This is a genomic window from Pseudomonas reidholzensis (genome assembly GCF_900536025.1).
Lineage (GTDB): Bacteria > Pseudomonadota > Gammaproteobacteria > Pseudomonadales > Pseudomonadaceae > Aquipseudomonas > Aquipseudomonas reidholzensis.
In genome coordinates this window covers 38,110-54,074 of the sequence record NZ_UNOZ01000039.1, presented here as the reverse complement: position 1 = coordinate 54,074, position 15,965 = coordinate 38,110, and the positions used below count along the sequence as shown (strand labels likewise).

The following is a 15,965-nucleotide window of genomic DNA, read 5'->3' as shown; positions in this document are numbered from 1 at the left end:
ACCCATGGACCTGGTACTCGACCTGCTTGCAACCGTATCCCGCTGGAGCCGCAGCAACCTGTCAGAGATTTCCCTGGCATTGGTAGGCTGCCTGCTGGTGCTGTTCGGCACTGATATCAAGGCGTGGGTAGAGCAGCGGCTCGGCGGCCTGGCCGGCGCCTTGCGCGTGCCGTTCATGGCCATCCTGGTGATGATTGGCAGCGGCGCGGCGTTGATCTACGCAACGCCGTGGGTGATCAAGGGGCTGAGCCAGTTCAACAACTATGCGCTGGCGCCAGTGTTGCTGGTCGTGCTGGTGTTGATCGGCGTGGTGGCTGACCGCCGCGGCTAGGGCTGCTTAAAAGCCGCCCTGGCAAGCCGGAGCGGCTTCTCACCCGACTAGCCCTTAGCGGGCGTCGTCGAAGTGATCACGCATGAAGTCTCGTGCGGCCTTGAGCACAGTCAAGATCCTCAGGATTTTCCAGACGCGGCTCAGATGTATCAAGCAAACGCTTCATACGCCTTGGCCTCCGTGTTGGCGGGCCAATCTTCCAGCGCCTGACCGGTACTTCGACGCCTTCCAAATCCTTGTGACTCGGATTCAATGAAGTGGCCAGATGGGTGGCCCTTCGAGAAACGTCACCGGCACGGTTCTCAAGCCGTGTCGAAGGGGGCTAGACCGCAAAATCTGTACTTCCCAGCCCCATCACTGAATCCTCCCCACAAGGGAGCGCGAAGATGATAACCCGGCACGTTCATCGCAACTTCGCTGAACTTATGCATGATATTTCGAGTGATTGACGCATCAGCCACAGCTACCTATTATCAGCTTCGTGGCTTGGATTCAGTGAAGCAACCTGTTTGACGGCCTCTCAATCCGTCACTCACAAAAAAACCGCCCCTTTCAAGGCGGTTTTTTTTCGCCTCCGGTTTCACAGAGACTAATGCGGGGCTGATGCTGATCGGGCTTGATACTACTTAAAAGCCGCCCCGGCAAGCCGGAGCGGCTTCTCACCCAACTAGCCCTTAGCGGGCGTCGTCGAAGTGATCACGCATGAAGTCTCGCGCGGCCTTGAGCACAGCCAAGATCCTCACGATTTTCCAGACGCGGCTCAGAGTATCAAGCAAACGCTTCATACGCCTTGGCCTCCGTGTTGGCGGGCCAATCTTCCAGCGTCTGACCGGCACTTCAACGCCTTCGGAGCCCATGTGGTTTGGACTCAGTGAAGTGGCCAGGTGGATGGCCCTTCGAGAAACGTCACCGGCACGGTTCTCAAGCCGTGTCGAAGGGGGCTAGACCGCAAAACCTGTACTTCCCAGCCCCATCACTGAATCCTCCCCACAAGGGAGCGCGAAGATGATAACCCGGCACGTTCAACACAACTTCGCTGAACTTATGCATGATATTTCGGGTGATTGACGCATCAGCCTCAGCTACCTATCATCAGCTTCGTGGTTTGGGCTCAGTGATGTACCTTGTGTGACGGCCTCTCAATCCGCCACTCACAAAAAAACCGCCCCTTTCAGGGCGGTTTTTTTCGCCTGCGATTTCACAGGGCCTCATGCTTGGCGCCATGGGGATGGTATTGATCGGTGTGGTGGCTGACCGCCGCTGCCAGGGCTGCTTATGGCGGGCCAATCTTCCAGCGCCTGACCGGTACTTCGACGCCTTCGGAAATCTTGCGATGGAGATCCGGTGAAGTGGCCAGGTAGATGGCCCTTCGAAAACATCACCGGCACGGTTCGCAGGCCGCGTCGAAGGGGCTAGACAGCAAAATGATCGCCTTCCCAACCCCTTCACTGAACCTGATCGCAAGAGAGCGAAACGATCATAACGAGCATTCGCCTCTTTCACTTCGCTTTACTGATGCAGGATATGTGGTCTGATTGACGCAGCTAACCCGGCTACCTATCATCGACCTTGTGATGGAGGTCCAGTGAAGTACCCGCAATAGCGGCTGTTCAAGCCGTCACTGCAATAAAAAAACCGCCCTTCGCAAGGCGGTTTTTTTTCGCCTGCGGTTTAGCAGGCTCTGGCATCACCAGGGCTGACTGGGCAGCCCGTCGGTCAAGCCAGCTTCTCGAACTTCAAGTCCCACACGCCATGCCCCAGTCGTTCGCCGCGGCGTTCGAACTTGGTGATCGGGCGCTCCAGCGGGCGTGGCACATAGGCGCCATCTTCCGCCTGGTTGCGATAGCCCGGTGCGGCGCTCATCACTTCCAGCATGTACTCGGCATACGGTTCCCAGTCGGTCGCCATGTGGAACACGCCGCCCGGCTTGAGCTTGCGGCGGACCAGTTCGGCGAACTCCAGCTGGACGATCCGGCGCTTGTGGTGACGCGCCTTGTGCCAAGGGTCCGGGAAGAACAGCATCAACCGATCGAGGCTGTTGTCTGCCACGCAGCGGTTGAGTACCTCGATGGCGTCGCAGTCATACACGCGCAGGTTCTTCAGGTCCTGCGTCAGCACGCCATTGAGCAGCGCGCCGACACCCGGACGGTGCACTTCGACACCGATGAAGTCCTGCTCGGGCGCGGCCGCAGCCATCTCCAGCAGGGAATGGCCCATGCCGAAGCCGATCTCCAGGGTGCGCGGCGCCGAACGGCCAAACACCTGGTCGTAGTCCACCGGGCTGTCAGCCAGGGGCAGCACGAACAGCGGCGCGCCCTGGTCCAGGCCGCGTTGCTGGCCTTCGGTCATGCGCCCGGCGCGCATCACGAAACTCTTGATGCGGCGGTGCGGGCGCTCTTCGCCTTCGGCGGTGATCGGCGTATCTTGCGATTCAGTCATCAGGGGCTCTTACTTGATCAGACCATCCAGCGGCGACGAGGCGCTGGCGTAGAGTTTTTTCGGCATACGGCCGGCCAGGTAGGCCATGCGGCCCGCGACGATCGCGTGCTTCATGGCTTCGGCCATCAGCACCGGCTGCTGGGCGTGGGCGATGGCCGAGTTCATCAGCACCGCCTCGCAGCCCATTTCCATGGCAATGGTGGCGTCGGATGCAGTGCCGACGCCGGCATCGACCAGCACCGGCACCTTGGATTCTTCAAGGATGATCTGCAGGTTGTACGGATTGCAGATCCCCAGGCCCGTCCCGATCAGGCCGGCCAGCGGCATGACCGCGATGCAGCCGATTTCGGCCAGTTGGCGGGCGATGATCGGGTCGTCGCTGGTGTACACCATCACGTCGAAACCGTCCTTGACCAGCACTTCGGCGGCCTTGAGGGTCTCGATCACGTTCGGGAACAGGGTCTTCTGGTCGGCCAGGACTTCCAGCTTGACCAGGTTGTGGCCATCCAGCAGTTCACGCGCCAGGCGGCAGGTACGTACCGCTTCGATGGCGTCGTAGCAGCCGGCAGTGTTCGGCAGGATGGTGTAGCGGTCCGGCGGCAGCACGTCGAGCAGGTTCGGCTCGCCCGGGTTCTGGCCAAGGTTGGTGCGGCGCACGGCGACAGTGACGATTTCGGCACCCGAGGCCTCGATGGCCAGGCGGGTTTCTTCCATGTCACGGTACTTGCCGGTGCCGACCAGCAGGCGCGACTGGAACGTGCGCCCGGCCAGGATGAAGGGCTTGTCGCTACGAACGTTGCTCATCGTTGTTCCTCTGGAAAAGGTTGCGGGATTTGCAGGTGAATCGAAGGCGCTCAACCGCCACCGATGGCATGGACCACTTCGACCTGGTCGCCTTCGTTCAGCGCGGTAGTCTCGTGCTGGCTACGCGGCACGATGTCCAGGTTGAGTTCCACCGCCACCCGGCGACCGGTCAGCTCCAGCCGACTCAGCAAGGCTGCGACGCTCTCGCCCGCGGGCACTTCGTAAGGTTCACCGTTCAATTGAATGCGCATGCGCACGGCCACCGTTGTTCTTTGGGGCCCGCATTCTAGCCCCGATCCACCTTTGAACCCAAGGGTGGCGGGCACCATTAGTCGTGATTGTGGACCGCTCGGTCAGCCCAGGCGCCAGGCGGCCAGGCCCAGGCACAGCCAGCCGGCCAGGAAGCACAGGCCGCCGATGGGGGTGATCATGCCCAGCTTGCCCACGCCGCTCAGGGTCAGCAGGTAAAGGCTACCGGAGAACAGCAGGATGCCCACCGCGAACAGACCGCCGGCCCAGCCGATCAGCCGCCCTGGCAGGTGCGCTGCGAGCAGGGCCACGCCAAAGATCGCCAGCGCGTGCACCAGTTGGTAGGTCACGCCGGTATGAAAGATCGCCAGGTACTCGGCGCTGAGGCGGTTCTTCAGGCCGTGCGCGGCAAAGGCGCCAAGGGCCACGCCGGTAAAGGCGAAAAATGCGGCAAGCATCAGGAAGCTGCGAAGCATGGGAGGACTCCTCGAAAGGGGTCTGTATAATGGCCCGTTCCATCGGTCCGGCCAAGCCATCGCCATGCTGTCACTCTTTTTCCGGCGCTTAGCCCGCGCCCTGCTCTGGTTCGCTGCAGGCAGCATCGTGCTGGTCCTGGTGTTGCGCTGGGTGCCCCCGCCGGGCACCGCACTGATGGTCGAACGCAAGGTGCAATCCTGGTTCGGCGGCGACGCCATCGACCTGCAGCGCGACTGGGAGCCTTGGGAGCGGATCTCCGACGACCTCAAGGTGGCGGTGATTGCTGGCGAAGACCAGAAGTTCGCCAGCCACTGGGGCTTCGACATCCCGGCCATCCAGGCCGCCCTGGCGCACAACGAGCGCGGCGGCAATATCCGCGGCGCCAGCACACTGACTCAACAGGTGGCGAAAAACCTGTTCCTGTGGTCGGGTCGCAGCTGGTTTCGTAAAGGCCTCGAAGCCTGGTTTACCGCGCTGATCGAGCTGTTCTGGTCGAAGGAGCGGATCCTCGAGGTGTACCTGAACAGCGTCGAGTGGGGCCCTGGCGTGTTTGGCGCCCAGGCGGCCGCGCGCTACCACTTTGGCGTGGATGCCAGCCGGCTTTCGCGCCAGCAGGCGGCGCAACTGGCGGCGGTATTGCCAAGCCCGCTGAAGTGGAACGCCGGCCGGCCGAGTACCTACGTCGCGGGCCGCGCGGGCTGGATTCGCCGGCAGATGAGCCAACTGGGCGGTACCGGCTACCTGATGCAGCTCGACGCTGCACGCGGGCCCTGAGACCTCAGGCCTGCAGAGACAAAAAAACCGCCTGCCCCGTGAGGGACAGGCGGTTTTTTTACAGGCAGGCGGCCGATCAGATGGTAATCAGCGCCTTGACCTTGTTCATCGCGTTCTTTTCCAGCTGGCGGATACGCTCGGCCGACACGCTGTACTTCTCCGCCAGCTCATGCAGGGTGGCCTTTTCTTCGGCCAGCCAGCGCTGATAGAGAATGTCGCGGCTGCGATCATCCAGCCCGCTCAGGGCTTCATGCAGGTTGCTGGTGGAGTTGTCGCTCCAGTCGGCATCCTCGAGCTGCATGGCCGGGTCATAACGGTGGTCTTCCAGGTAATGCGCAGGCGACTGGAAGGCGCTGTCGTCATCGGCCTCGGCGGCCGGGTCGAAGGCCATGTCCTGGCCACTCAGACGGCTTTCCATCTCGCGTACTTCACGCGGCTCGACGCCAAGGCTTTCAGCCACGCGGTGGACTTCGTCATTGTTCAGCCAGGCCAGGCGTTTCTTCTGGCTGCGCAGGTTGAAGAACAGTTTGCGCTGGGCCTTGGTGGTGGCCACCTTGACGATGCGCCAGTTGCGCAGGATGAATTCGTGGATCTCGGCCTTGATCCAGTGCACCGCGAAGGACACCAGACGCACGCCCATTTCCGGGTTGAAGCGTTTTACCGCCTTCATCAGGCCAACGTTGCCTTCCTGAATCAGGTCGGCCTGGGCCAGCCCGTAGCCTGCATAGCTGCGTGCGATATGCACGACGAAGCGCAGGTGGGCCATTACCATCTGCCGAGCGGCCTCAAGATCCTGCTCGTAAAAGAGACGCTCAGCCAGTTCACGCTCCTGCTCGGGCGTCAGCAGGGGAATGCTGTTGACCGTGTGCACGTAGGCTTCCAGGTTTGCACCGGGGACCAACGCATAGGCAGGTTGCAACGAAGTGGTCATTCAAGAACCTCCGACTCACTAGACTCGTGCCTTTTGGGCACTGCGCAACATTGACCGGAAACCACGAAACAAGTTCCCATAACGACAAGAAAGTCAATGCTGGCGCAAAAACATTATCGCGGCGCCAGCTCATTCAAGTGACGAGCCACCGCGATCCATGCACCGATATACCCTAACAACACCGCACCAATCAAGAGCGACAGACCATCGGACGCCGGCACCCCACCCAGGGCGAAGCTGCTGTTGTACAGCCCGGAAAGCCCGACCACCGCGTCGTTGAGCCAGTTCAGCCCGAACGCCAGGATGCCCCAGGCCAGCAGGCCAGCGCCCAGCCCGTACAGCGCGCCCATATAGAGGAAAGGCCGGCGTACGTAGCTGTCGGTACCGCCGACCAGCTTGATCACTTCGATCTCGACGCGGCGGTTCTCGATATGTAGACGAATTGTGTTACCGATTACTAACAGCAACGCAGAAATAAGCATCACGGCCAGGCCGAAAACGAAGCGGTCGCCCAGCTTGAGGATCGCCGCCAGTCGCTCGACCCAGACCAGGTCGAGTTGCGCCACCTCAACCCTGGGCAGCTCAGCCAGGCGCTGGCGCAGGGCCTCGAGGGCCGGCTTGTCGACCTCGGTCGGGGTGACCACGACCACGCCCGGCAGCGGGTTGTCTGGCAGCTCGCGCAGGGCCTCGCCCAAGCCGGACTGTTGCTGGAACTCTTCCAGCGCCTGCTCGCGGCTGACGTACTGGGCATCGGCGACGCCCGGCATGCCTTTGATCTCTTCGCGCAGGGCCTCGCCTTCCTTGCCGCCCGCATCGAGCTTCAGGTAAAGGGAGATCTGCGCCGCGCGCTGCCAGGAGCCACCCAGCTGTTCGATATTCTTCAGCAACAACGACAGGCCCATCGGCATGCTCAGGGCAACGGCCATCACCAGGCAGGTGAAAAAGCTGCCGATCGGCTGCTTGGCCAGGCGGCGCAGGCTGTCGGCCAGGCTGGCGCGGTGGCTTTCCAGCCAGGCGTTGAGCAGGGTGCGAAAATCCGGGCCATCGTCATCGTGGCCACCGCGCTTGTTGCCCGGTTGCGGGTCGGCCGGCTTCGGCGCAACGCGCTCGGAAACCTTGGGTGTACGTGCTGTGCTCATTGTCCGGCCTCCCCGTCGCCGATCAGACGACCGCGTTGCAGCGTCAGCATGCGGTGGCGCATGCGCGCGATCAGGGCCAGGTCGTGGCTGGCGATCAGTACCGTGGTGCCCAGGCGGTTGATGTCTTCGAACACCCCCATGATCTCCGCTGCCAGGCGTGGATCGAGGTTACCGGTGGGTTCGTCGGCCAGCAGCAAGGCTGGCTGGTGGACGATCGCCCGGGCGATGCCGACCCGCTGTTGCTGGCCGGTGGACAGGTCAGCCGGGTACAGCTCGCCCTTGTCGCTGAGGGCCACGCGCTCCAGCGCCGAGTCGACCCGCTTGGCGATCTCCGGCTTGGACAGGCCGAGGATCTGCAGCGGCAGGGCGATGTTGTTGAACACCGTACGGTCGAACAGCAACTGGTGATTCTGGAACACCACGCCGATCTGCCGGCGCAGGAACGGGATCTGCGCATTGCTGATCTGGCCCAGGTCCTGGCCAGCCAGCAGCAGCTTGCCGCTGGTCGGTCGCTCCATGGCCAGCAGCAGCCGCAGCAAGGTGCTCTTGCCGGCGCCAGAGTGGCCGGTCACGAACAGGAACTCGCCACGGCGCGCCCGGAAACTCAGCTCATGCAGGCCGACGTGGCCATTGGGGTAGCGCTTGGCAACCTGTTCGAATCGAATCATGAAGGTTCCCGCTCGGCAAACAGGGCTTTGACGAAAGGCTCGGCCTCGAAGGTGCGCAGGTCGTCGATACCTTCACCGACGCCAATGAAGCGGATCGGCAGCTTGAACTGTTTGGCCAGGGCGAAGATCACCCCACCTTTGGCGGTGCCATCCAGCTTGGTCAGGGCCAGGCCGGTGAGCTCGACGCTCTGGTGGAAGTACTTGGCCTGGCTGATGGCGTTCTGGCCGGTACCGGCATCGAGCACCAGCAGCACTTCGTGCGGTGCGTCGGCATCCAGCTTGGCGATCACCCGGCGAACCTTTTTCAGTTCTTCCATCAGGTTGTCTTTGGTGTGCAGACGACCGGCAGTATCGGCGATCAGCACATCGGCGCCACGGGCCTTGGCGGCCTGCACGGCGTCGAAGATCACCGAGGCCGAGTCGGCACCGGTGTGCTGGGCGATCACCGGGATCTGGTTGCGCTCGCCCCAGACCTGCAACTGCTCGACCGCGGCGGCGCGGAAGGTGTCGCCAGCGGCCAGCATGACCTTCTTGCCATCGAGCTGGAGCTTCTTCGCCAGCTTGCCGATGGTGGTGGTCTTGCCGGCGCCGTTGACGCCGACCACGAGGATCACATACGGCTTGTTGCGCGCTTCGATCTTCAGCGGCTGCTCGACCGGGCGCAGCAGCGCGGCCAGTTCTTCCTGCAGCGACTTGTACAGTGCGTCGGCATCGGCCAGCTGCTTGCGGGCGATTTTCTGGGTGAGGTTCTGGACGATCGCCGAGGTGGCCTCGACGCCTACGTCGGCGGTCAGCAGACGGGTTTCGATCTCGTCGAGCAGGTCATCGTCGATGACCTTCTTGCCCAGGAACAGGCTGGCCATGCCCTCGCCGATGCTGGCGCTGGTCTTCGACAGGCCTTGCTTGAGGCGGGCGAAGAAGCCGGGCTTGGATTGCTCGGTGGCGGCCTCTACCGGGAGTTGCTCAGCCTGCGGCACGACTGCGGGCTCGACGGCGACCGGAGCGGCGACCACGGCAACCGCTGGCGGCAGCTCGACGGCAGCGGGTGCAACGACCGGCTCAGGCGCGGCGTCGACCGGGGTGGCAACAGCAGGGGCTGCTGGCGCGACCTCGATCACAGGCGTAATGACTACAGGCGCGGGCTCTGGCGCGGGTTCTGGCTCTGGCTCCGGTTCGACGGGCGCAGGCGCAGGCGCCACGACCACTGCGGCCACAGGCTCAGGGGCCGGGCGCTCGGGGATGGCCGGCGGTTCCGTGGGCGCGTGGTCTGGGACCAGGGCCACAGGTTCCTCGGCAACCGGCAGCACCAGGCTGCTGGCCGGGGCAACTGCGCCAGGCTCGAGCGCTGGCTGTGCCGGTGCGGGCAGGTCCGCGGCCACCGGGGCCTGGAGCGCCTCGGCAGTTGCCTGCAGCTGCGTCGGCTGCAGCGGCGCTGGGGTCTCCGGCGCAGGCTGCAGCACCTCGGCGACCGGAGCAGGCTGCTCGACGGGCACAACGGGCTCGGCAGCCTGCGGTTCAGGCGTTGATGGCTGTTCGGCGACAGGTTGCTGCGGTTTCTTGCGGAACCAGCCGAACAGGCCTTTCTTCTCGCCAGCCTCGGCCGGCGCTTTCTTGTCGTCGTTGGAACCAAACATGGAGGACGGCTATCTCAGGGTAGCGATGAGCCATTAGCGGCACATCTGGAATTCTCAATCACGCAGAACAGACTATCTTGAATCCGGCTGGTTCATGCGCAACGTTTTGTCGTAGGTCCTGCGGGCCAGAACGGCGACAGGCATGGTCGCCAGGCAACCGGATCAGTATCCTAGCACCTCCTGGCCCGCCGACGCTAAACCGAAGCGGGCCGCCGTACAGGTTAATCAACGTATGAATGCTCTAGCCCGCCGTGCCGCTGGCCTGTTGCTCAGCACGCTCTGCCTGCCACTGGCAGCCCTCGCCGCCGATACCCAACCGACCCACGAGTTCATCCTCGACAACGGCCTGAAAGTGGTCGTGCGCGAAGACCACCGCGCACCGGTGGTGGTCTCGCAGATCTGGTACAAGGTCGGCTCCAGCTACGAGACCCCAGGCCAGACCGGCCTGTCGCACGCCCTCGAGCACATGATGTTCAAAGGCAGCGCCAAGCTCGGCCCGGGCGAGGCCTCGCGCATCCTGCGCGACCTCGGCGCGGAAGAAAACGCCTTCACCAGCGACGACTACACCGCCTATTACCAGGTGTTGGCGCGGGATCGCCTGCCGGTCGCCTTCGAGCTCGAGGCCGACCGCCTGGCCAGCCTGCGCCTGCCGGCCGACGAGTTCAGCCGCGAGATCGAGGTCATCAAGGAAGAGCGCCGCCTGCGCACCGACGACCAGCCCAACGCCAAGGCGTTCGAGCTGTTCCGCGCCATGGCCTACCCGGCCAGCGGCTACCACACGCCGACCATCGGCTGGATGGCCGACCTCGAGCGCATGAAGGTCGAAGAGCTGCGGCACTGGTACGAGTCGTGGTACACCCCGAACAACGCCACCCTGGTGGTGGTCGGTGATGTCACCGTCGACGAGGTCAAGGGCCTGGCGCAGAAGTACTTCGGCGCCATCCCCAAGCGCAGCGTGCCGCCTTCCAAGCTGCCGCTGGAGCTGGCCGAGCCTGGCCAGCGCCAGCTCACCCTGCACGTGCGCAGCCAGTTGCCCAACCTGATCTACGGCTTCAACGTGCCCGGCCTGGCGACCGCCAAGGACCCGCGCACCGTGCATGCCCTGCGGCTGATCTCGGCGCTGCTCGACGGCGGCTACAGTGCGCGCATGCCCGCTCGCCTGGAGCGCGGCCAGGAGCTGGTGGCCGGCGCTTCGTCGGGCTACAACGCCTTTACCCGGGGCGACAGCCTGTTCCTGATCTCGGCCACGCCGAACGTGCAGAAGCAAAAGAGCATGGCCGACGTCGAAAAAGGCATCTGGCAACTGCTCGACGAACTCAAGACCACGCCGCCCACCGCCGAGGAGCTCGAGCGCGTGCGCGCCCAGGTCATCGCCGGGCTGGTCTATGACCGCGACTCCATCAGCAGCCAGGCCACCACCATCGGCCAGCTGGAAACCGTCGGCCTGTCCTGGAAGCTGATCGACAGCGAGCTGGACGAACTCAAGCGCGTGACCCCGCAGGACATCCAGGACGCCGCCCGCACGTATTTCACCCGCGAACGCCTGAGCGTTGCCCATGTACTGCCCGAGGAGTCCGCTCATGAGTGATCGCAGCGCCCCACGCTACACCCTGATCGGCCTCGGCCTCATCGCGCTGGTGGTGGCTGCGGCCTTCCTGCTGGCGCGCCCGGCCCAGTCCGACAATGCCGCCAAGGCTGACAGCAGCGCCGCGCGCCCGGCCAACACCTTGCAGTCGCTGGCCGAGCTGGACGGCAAGGCGCCGAGCCGGCGCCAGCTCAACATCCAGAGCTGGAACACCGCTGAAGGTGCACGCGTGCTGTTCGTCGAGGCACGCGAGCTGCCGATGTTCGACCTGCGCGTGACCTTTGCCGCCGGCAGCAGCCAGGACGGCAACACCGCTGGCCTGGCCAGCCTGACCAACGCCATGCTCAACGAAGGCGTGGCCGGCAAGGACGTCACCGCCATCGCCGAAGGCTTCGAAGGCCTGGGCGCCGACTTCGGCAATGGTGCGTACCGCGACATGGCCGTCGCCACCTTGCGCAGCCTCAGTGCGGCGGACAAACGCGAGCCAGCCCTGCAGCTGTTCGCCGATGTGGTGGGCAAGCCGACCTTCCCCGCCGACGCCCTCAAGCGCATCCAGAACCAGATGCTGGCCGGCTTCGAATACGAGAAGCAGAGCCCCGGCAAGATCGGCGGCAAGGCGCTGTTCGCCAACCTCTACGGCAGCCACCCCTACGGCCAGCCGAGCGACGGCACCGCCCAGAGCATCCCGGCGATCACCCTCGAGCAGTTGCGCGCCTTCCACGCCAAGGCCTACACCGCCGGCAACGCCGTCATTGCCCTGGTCGGCGACCTCGACCGCAGCCAGGCCGAAGCCATCGCCAACCAGGTTTCCGCCGCCCTGCCCAAGGGCCCGGCGCTGGCCAAACCGGCCGAGCCGAGCGCGCCCAAGCCGGGCGTGACCCACATCGACTTCCCGTCCAAGCAGACCCACCTGATGCTCGCCGAACTGGGCATCGACCGCCAGGACCCGGACTGGGCCGCGCTGTCGCTGGGCAACCAGATCCTTGGCGGTGGCGCCTTCGGCACCCGCCTGATGAGCGAAGTGCGTGAGAAGCGCGGGCTGACCTATGGCGTGTACTCGGTGTTCAGCCCGATGCAGGTGCGCGGGCCGTTCATGATCAACCTGCAGACCCGTGCCGAGCTCAGCGAGGGCACGCTCAAGCTGGTCCAGGATATCCTTGCCGACTACCTCAAGAGCGGCCCGACCCAGCAAGAGCTGGACGACGCCAAGCGCGAACTGGCCGGCAGCTTCCCGCTGTCCAATGCCAGCAACGCCAGCATCGTCGGCCAACTGGGCGCGATCGGCTTCTACAACCTGCCGCTGACCTGGCTCGAAGACTTCATGCAGCAGTCGCAGAGCCTGACCGTCGACCAGGTCAAGGCCGCGATGAACAAACACCTGGCGGCGGACCAGCTGGTGATCGTTACAGTAGGCCCGACGGTGCCTCAGAAACCCCTGCCACCGCCCACTGACAAACCCGCCGAGCAGCCGCTCGGCGTACCGGAGCATTAATGGCCAAGCCATCCCCCCCCGCCCGCGCCAATCAGGGCGTGAGCCAAGGCCAGGGCCACCTGCGCATCATCGCCGGCGAGTGGCGTAGCCGCCGCCTGGCGGTGCCCGTGGGCCCGGGCCTGCGCCCAACGCCTGATCGCGTGCGTGAAACCGTGTTCAACTGGCTCGCCCCCTACATCGAAGGCGCCCAGGTGCTGGATGCCTTCACCGGCAGCGGCGCCCTGGTACTCGAGGCCCTGTCGCGCGGGGCCGAGGACGCCGTAGCGCTGGACAGCAACCCGGCGGCGATCAGCAACCTCAAGGACAACCTCGAGCTGCTGCGCTGCCCGCGTGGGCAGATCCTCCAGACCGACGCCCTGCGCTACCTCGATGGCGAGGCGAAAAAGCAGTTCGATGTGGTCTTCCTCGACCCGCCCTTCCACCAGGACCTGCTGGCCAACACCTGCAGCCTGCTGGAAGAGCGCCAGTGGTTGCGCGAGCGCGCCTGGATCTACACCGAAAGCGAAGCCGCCCCTTCCACGCTGCAAATGCCTGGCAACTGGCGCCTGCACCGCGAGAAGAAAACCGGCCAGGTGCACTATGCGCTGTGGCAGCGCGGCTGATCAGCACCTGCCCTGCGGCATAACTATGTAACGCAGGCGCATCCCCCACATGACTGAAGCTGCTCCGGCCTATCGCCACTGCGGAGCACTTCAGCCATGTTTTTCCCCTCTCAAGACCCGTCCCGGACCCTCGCCACGAGCCTCGGCACGCTGGCCTCGACGCCTGCCCAGCCGCTGCATCACTTCAGCCTCGCCAACGGCCTGACGGTGTACCTGCGGGAAGACCATCGGGTCCCCCAGGCAAGCGTCCAACTCTGGTACCACGTCGGCACCAGCCACGAGCCCAACGGCCACTCCAACCTGTCGCATCTGCTCGAACACCTGATATTCCAGGGCAGCAGCAAACTGGCGCCTGGGCAATATTCGCGCATCCTCGGTCAACTCGGTGGGCAGTCGAATGCCTCGACCCGGGACGATGCCACGGTGTTCGACGTGACGCTGCCGTCGGCTCGCGTGGAGGTCGCACTGGAAATCATGGCCGACACCATGGCCAGCGCCAGGCTTGACCCGGCGGAGTTCGAGCTGGAACGCAAAACGGTCGATGATGAGCGTCGGCTCAAATTCGACAATGCCCCGGACCAGCTCGCCTATGACCGACACCTGAGCCTGGCCCATGGCGACAGCCCCTACGGCGCACCGGTGTTTGGCCACGCGATCGACCTGGCCGAGATGACACTGGACACCGCCCGCACCTGGTACGCCAGCTGGTACCACCCCAACAACGCCACGCTGGTGGTAGTCGGCGCGGTGACGGCGCAGCAGTTGCGGCAATGGGTCGAGCGTCAGTTCGGCGGCTTGCCGGCGGTCGCCGTGCGCGCCCAGCCCATACCTCGCCACAGCGCAGCGCTGACGGAGCGGCGTCAGAACCTGACACTGCAAGGGCTGCGTGACGGCCTATTCATGTCGTTCAACACGCCGAGCCTGACCACCGCCACCTCGCCACAGACCGTGCACGCCCTGCGCCTGGCGGTAGAAGTCCTGGCCCAGGGGTTCAGTAGCAGGCTCTATGGCCAGCTGGTGCGCGACAAGCCAGTGTTCAATGGCATCAGCGCAGACTATGACTTCCTGCGGCGCGGCGACACCCTGCTGACACTTTCGGCCTACAGCAACCCTGCCACAGGGACTCCCCAGCAAGCCGCCGAGCAGGTACTGGGAATACTCGACGAGGCCAGGCAGACGCCGTTTTCCGCCGAAGTCCTGCAACGCGCGAAGCTGCGCCTGATGGCCCGGCAAATCTATGCGCGCAACAGCTTCCAGGCGCAGAGCGAAGTGCTCGGCAGGCATGCCATCGGCGGCCGCAACCCGGCGCTAGCGGACGACGAACTGCAGCTCATCGAGCAGACCCGTGCCGACCACGTCCAGCAAGCGCTTCAAGACTGCCTGAGCCGCCAACGCCTGACCCTCACGACTTTTCAAGGAGCGCAACCATGAGCCGCTCGATAGCCATCGAGAACCTACCGACCGGGGCGTGCGCGAGCGCGTTCAGTGCCATCGCCGAAGCCGATCTCGCCCGCCTGACGTCGACCCATGGGCTCGACCTCGGACGCTTCGAGCCGATCGACCGCAACGTCCAGCACTGGCAGACCGAGGGCGGCAGCCGCGTTCGGTTCGCACCCAGCCACGAGCAGCCCATGTTCGACCTGGTGCTGCGTTTCAGCGCAGGCGCCACCCTGGACGGGGAGAGGCCCGGTCTCGCGGCGCTGACCCTTTACATGCTCGATCAAGGCACCCAGCAACGGGATGCCGCGGCGTTCGCGCAAGCGCTCGAAGGCTTGGGCGCGATCATGACCAGAACGGTTGCACTCGAACATGCAACCATCACCTTGCGCGGCCTCAGTGCCGAAACCCTGCGTAACGATGCCTTGGCATTGCTCATGGAAATGCTGGCGCAACCGGCCTTCGACGCCGCGGCGCTGGACAAGCTCAAGGCACGCCTGCTGGTCGCCGTGCAAAGCGCCGACGCCAGCCTGCATCGACGCATCCAGACGGAACTCATCAGCCAGCTGTTCGCCGACCATCCCTACGCCACCTCCCTCTATGGCACAGAGCAGGCCATTGCCGAGGTGACGCCGGCAATGCTGCACACCTTTCATCGCCGGGCCTACTCAGCCAACAACCTGCACATAGGCCTGGTGGGTGATATGTCCCGCGAAGCGGCGCAACAGATCATCAGCCGCCTCACCCAGGCATTGCCCCAGGGTTGGGCGGCAGCGGCGCTGCCGCCGGTTGCGATCAACCTGCCCAAGCAGTCGCACATCGACTGGCCCGGCACCTCCAACCGCATGGCCCTTGCCCTGCCCATCAAAGTGTCGCCGTCGGACCCACAACACCCGGCCCTGTTGATGGCGAACGAAATCCTCGGTTCAGGCATTGATTCCCGCCTGATGAGGGAGCTGCGCACCCGCCTGGCGCTGACCTACAGCGTGGAATCCGATCTGAAGCTCCTGACGGAAGGGGGGTTCATGGTGGTCAGCTGGGACGTCGAGCCGGCCTTCAGGGACGCCTCACGCGAGCGCGTGCTGCAACTGATCCGCTGCCTGATCGAGCAAGGGCCGAGCGCGGGTGAGCTGCAACTGGCGCTCAACCAGTTCGCCGGCAAGCTGCTCGACAGCATGAGCGACAACGGCCAGCTTGCCAGCGGCCTGGCCAGCCATAGCCAGCAGGGGCAGCCGGCAGATCACTTGTCGACCTATCTAGGCAAGCTGGCCGAGCTGACGCCTGACGACATCCGCGCCGCCGCCCGGCGCTGGCTGGACATCGACCACGCCGTGTTTGTCAGCGGCGGGCCCAACGCGGCTCAGCGACCCTTGCCGGAACCGGCGGTGGTCGGCCACTAGCGC

Annotated in this window: 15 protein-coding genes; 7 read left to right on the top strand and 8 right to left on the bottom strand. The window is 64.5% G+C overall.

The annotated features are described in order from the left end of the window. Positions 1-4: 4 nt before the first annotated feature. On the top strand, positions 5-331 hold the full coding sequence (locus tag CCOS865_RS26785; RefSeq protein WP_119146596.1) for a DUF3392 family protein: 327 nt from the start codon (positions 5-7) through the stop codon (positions 329-331). A 1,716-nt stretch (positions 332-2,047) separates the two neighbouring features. Here the strand turns inward: CCOS865_RS26785 and trmB are convergent. The 4 genes from trmB to CCOS865_RS26765 form a co-directional block, all read right to left on the bottom strand. Continuing rightward, the gene (trmB, locus tag CCOS865_RS26780; RefSeq protein WP_119146594.1) at positions 2,048-2,770 is read right to left on the bottom strand and encodes a tRNA (guanosine(46)-N7)-methyltransferase TrmB; all 723 of its coding nucleotides are present in this window, start codon (positions 2,768-2,770) and stop codon (positions 2,048-2,050) included. A 9-nt stretch (positions 2,771-2,779) separates the two neighbouring features. Continuing rightward, on the bottom strand, positions 2,780-3,574 hold the full coding sequence (locus CCOS865_RS26775; RefSeq protein WP_119146592.1) for a thiazole synthase: 795 nt from the start codon (positions 3,572-3,574) through the stop codon (positions 2,780-2,782). Between the two features lie 50 nt (positions 3,575-3,624). Continuing rightward, positions 3,625-3,825: a sulfur carrier protein ThiS gene (gene thiS / locus CCOS865_RS26770; RefSeq protein WP_119146846.1), complete on the bottom strand. Its 201-nt coding sequence runs from the start codon at positions 3,823-3,825 to the stop codon at positions 3,625-3,627. Between the two features lie 102 nt (positions 3,826-3,927). Then, complete coding sequence (locus CCOS865_RS26765) at positions 3,928-4,299, bottom strand: DUF423 domain-containing protein (RefSeq protein ID WP_119146590.1); 372 nt, start codon at positions 4,297-4,299, stop codon at positions 3,928-3,930. 64 nt (positions 4,300-4,363) lie between these two features. Between CCOS865_RS26765 and mtgA the strand changes: the two genes are divergently transcribed. Next, positions 4,364-5,074, top strand: coding sequence for a monofunctional biosynthetic peptidoglycan transglycosylase (gene mtgA, locus CCOS865_RS26760; protein WP_119146588.1), 711 nt, complete (start codon positions 4,364-4,366; stop codon positions 5,072-5,074). Positions 5,075-5,150: 76 nt separating this feature from the next. Here the strand turns inward: mtgA and rpoH are convergent, their stop codons facing one another. The 4 genes from rpoH to ftsY form a co-directional block, all read right to left on the bottom strand. Continuing rightward, the gene (rpoH, locus tag CCOS865_RS26755) at positions 5,151-6,005 is read right to left on the bottom strand and encodes an RNA polymerase sigma factor RpoH (protein ID WP_119146586.1); all 855 of its coding nucleotides are present in this window, start codon (positions 6,003-6,005) and stop codon (positions 5,151-5,153) included. Positions 6,006-6,118: 113 nt separating this feature from the next. Further along, positions 6,119-7,144, bottom strand: coding sequence for a permease-like cell division protein FtsX (gene ftsX / locus CCOS865_RS26750; protein ID WP_119146584.1), 1,026 nt, complete (start codon positions 7,142-7,144; stop codon positions 6,119-6,121). Further along, positions 7,141-7,812 (bottom strand): cell division ATP-binding protein FtsE, encoded by a 672-nt coding sequence (gene ftsE / locus CCOS865_RS26745; protein WP_119146582.1) that lies wholly within the window; start codon positions 7,810-7,812, stop codon positions 7,141-7,143. The genes ftsX and ftsE overlap by 4 nt, the downstream gene beginning before the upstream one ends. After that, on the bottom strand, positions 7,809-9,446 hold the full coding sequence (gene ftsY, locus CCOS865_RS26740; RefSeq protein WP_119146580.1) for a signal recognition particle-docking protein FtsY: 1,638 nt from the start codon (positions 9,444-9,446) through the stop codon (positions 7,809-7,811). The genes ftsE and ftsY overlap by 4 nt, the downstream gene beginning before the upstream one ends. A 232-nt stretch (positions 9,447-9,678) precedes the next feature. On the opposite strand from ftsY, the gene CCOS865_RS26730 reads away from it, so the two are divergent. The 5 genes from CCOS865_RS26730 to CCOS865_RS26710 all read left to right on the top strand — a co-directional run bounded on the left by CCOS865_RS26730 (position 9,679) and on the right by CCOS865_RS26710 (position 15,962). Further along, positions 9,679-11,034 carry a M16 family metallopeptidase gene (locus CCOS865_RS26730; protein ID WP_119146578.1) on the top strand — a complete coding sequence of 452 codons (1,356 nt, stop codon included), beginning with the start codon at positions 9,679-9,681 and terminating at the stop codon, positions 11,032-11,034. After that, positions 11,027-12,523 carry a M16 family metallopeptidase gene (locus CCOS865_RS26725; RefSeq protein ID WP_119146576.1) on the top strand — a complete coding sequence of 499 codons (1,497 nt, stop codon included), beginning with the start codon at positions 11,027-11,029 and terminating at the stop codon, positions 12,521-12,523. Before CCOS865_RS26730 ends, CCOS865_RS26725 begins: the two co-directional genes overlap by 8 nt. Then, positions 12,523-13,125: a 16S rRNA (guanine(966)-N(2))-methyltransferase RsmD gene (gene rsmD, locus CCOS865_RS26720; RefSeq protein ID WP_119146574.1), complete on the top strand. Its 603-nt coding sequence runs from the start codon at positions 12,523-12,525 to the stop codon at positions 13,123-13,125. Before CCOS865_RS26725 ends, rsmD begins: the two co-directional genes overlap by 1 nt. 96 nt (positions 13,126-13,221) lie before the next feature. Then, on the top strand, positions 13,222-14,556 hold the full coding sequence (locus tag CCOS865_RS26715; RefSeq protein WP_119146572.1) for a M16 family metallopeptidase: 1,335 nt from the start codon (positions 13,222-13,224) through the stop codon (positions 14,554-14,556). Next, positions 14,553-15,962 (top strand): M16 family metallopeptidase, encoded by a 1,410-nt coding sequence (locus CCOS865_RS26710; protein WP_119146570.1) that lies wholly within the window; start codon positions 14,553-14,555, stop codon positions 15,960-15,962. The genes CCOS865_RS26715 and CCOS865_RS26710 overlap by 4 nt, the downstream gene beginning before the upstream one ends. The last annotated feature ends 3 nt before the right edge of the window (positions 15,963-15,965 follow it).

Bases quoted from the DNA above. Each gene is read 5' to 3' on its own strand.
- CCOS865_RS26785 (WP_119146596.1), top strand. From the start codon at position 5: ATGGACCTGGTACTCGACCTGCTTGCAACCGTATCCCGCTGGAGCCGC.
- trmB (WP_119146594.1), bottom strand. From the start codon at position 2,770: ATGACTGAATCGCAAGATACGCCGATCACCGCCGAAGGCGAAGAGCGC.
- CCOS865_RS26775 (WP_119146592.1), bottom strand. From the start codon at position 3,574: ATGAGCAACGTTCGTAGCGACAAGCCCTTCATCCTGGCCGGGCGCACG.
- thiS (WP_119146846.1), bottom strand. From the start codon at position 3,825: ATGCGCATTCAATTGAACGGTGAACCTTACGAAGTGCCCGCGGGCGAG.
- CCOS865_RS26765 (WP_119146590.1), bottom strand. From the start codon at position 4,299: ATGCTTCGCAGCTTCCTGATGCTTGCCGCATTTTTCGCCTTTACCGGC.
- mtgA (WP_119146588.1), top strand. From the start codon at position 4,364: ATGCTGTCACTCTTTTTCCGGCGCTTAGCCCGCGCCCTGCTCTGGTTC.
- rpoH (WP_119146586.1), bottom strand. From the start codon at position 6,005: ATGACCACTTCGTTGCAACCTGCCTATGCGTTGGTCCCCGGTGCAAAC.
- ftsX (WP_119146584.1), bottom strand. From the start codon at position 7,144: ATGAGCACAGCACGTACACCCAAGGTTTCCGAGCGCGTTGCGCCGAAG.
- ftsE (WP_119146582.1), bottom strand. From the start codon at position 7,812: ATGATTCGATTCGAACAGGTTGCCAAGCGCTACCCCAATGGCCACGTC.
- ftsY (WP_119146580.1), bottom strand. From the start codon at position 9,446: ATGTTTGGTTCCAACGACGACAAGAAAGCGCCGGCCGAGGCTGGCGAG.
- CCOS865_RS26730 (WP_119146578.1), top strand. From the start codon at position 9,679: ATGAATGCTCTAGCCCGCCGTGCCGCTGGCCTGTTGCTCAGCACGCTC.
- CCOS865_RS26725 (WP_119146576.1), top strand. From the start codon at position 11,027: ATGAGTGATCGCAGCGCCCCACGCTACACCCTGATCGGCCTCGGCCTC.
- rsmD (WP_119146574.1), top strand. From the start codon at position 12,523: ATGGCCAAGCCATCCCCCCCCGCCCGCGCCAATCAGGGCGTGAGCCAA.
- CCOS865_RS26715 (WP_119146572.1), top strand. From the start codon at position 13,222: ATGTTTTTCCCCTCTCAAGACCCGTCCCGGACCCTCGCCACGAGCCTC.
- CCOS865_RS26710 (WP_119146570.1), top strand. From the start codon at position 14,553: ATGAGCCGCTCGATAGCCATCGAGAACCTACCGACCGGGGCGTGCGCG.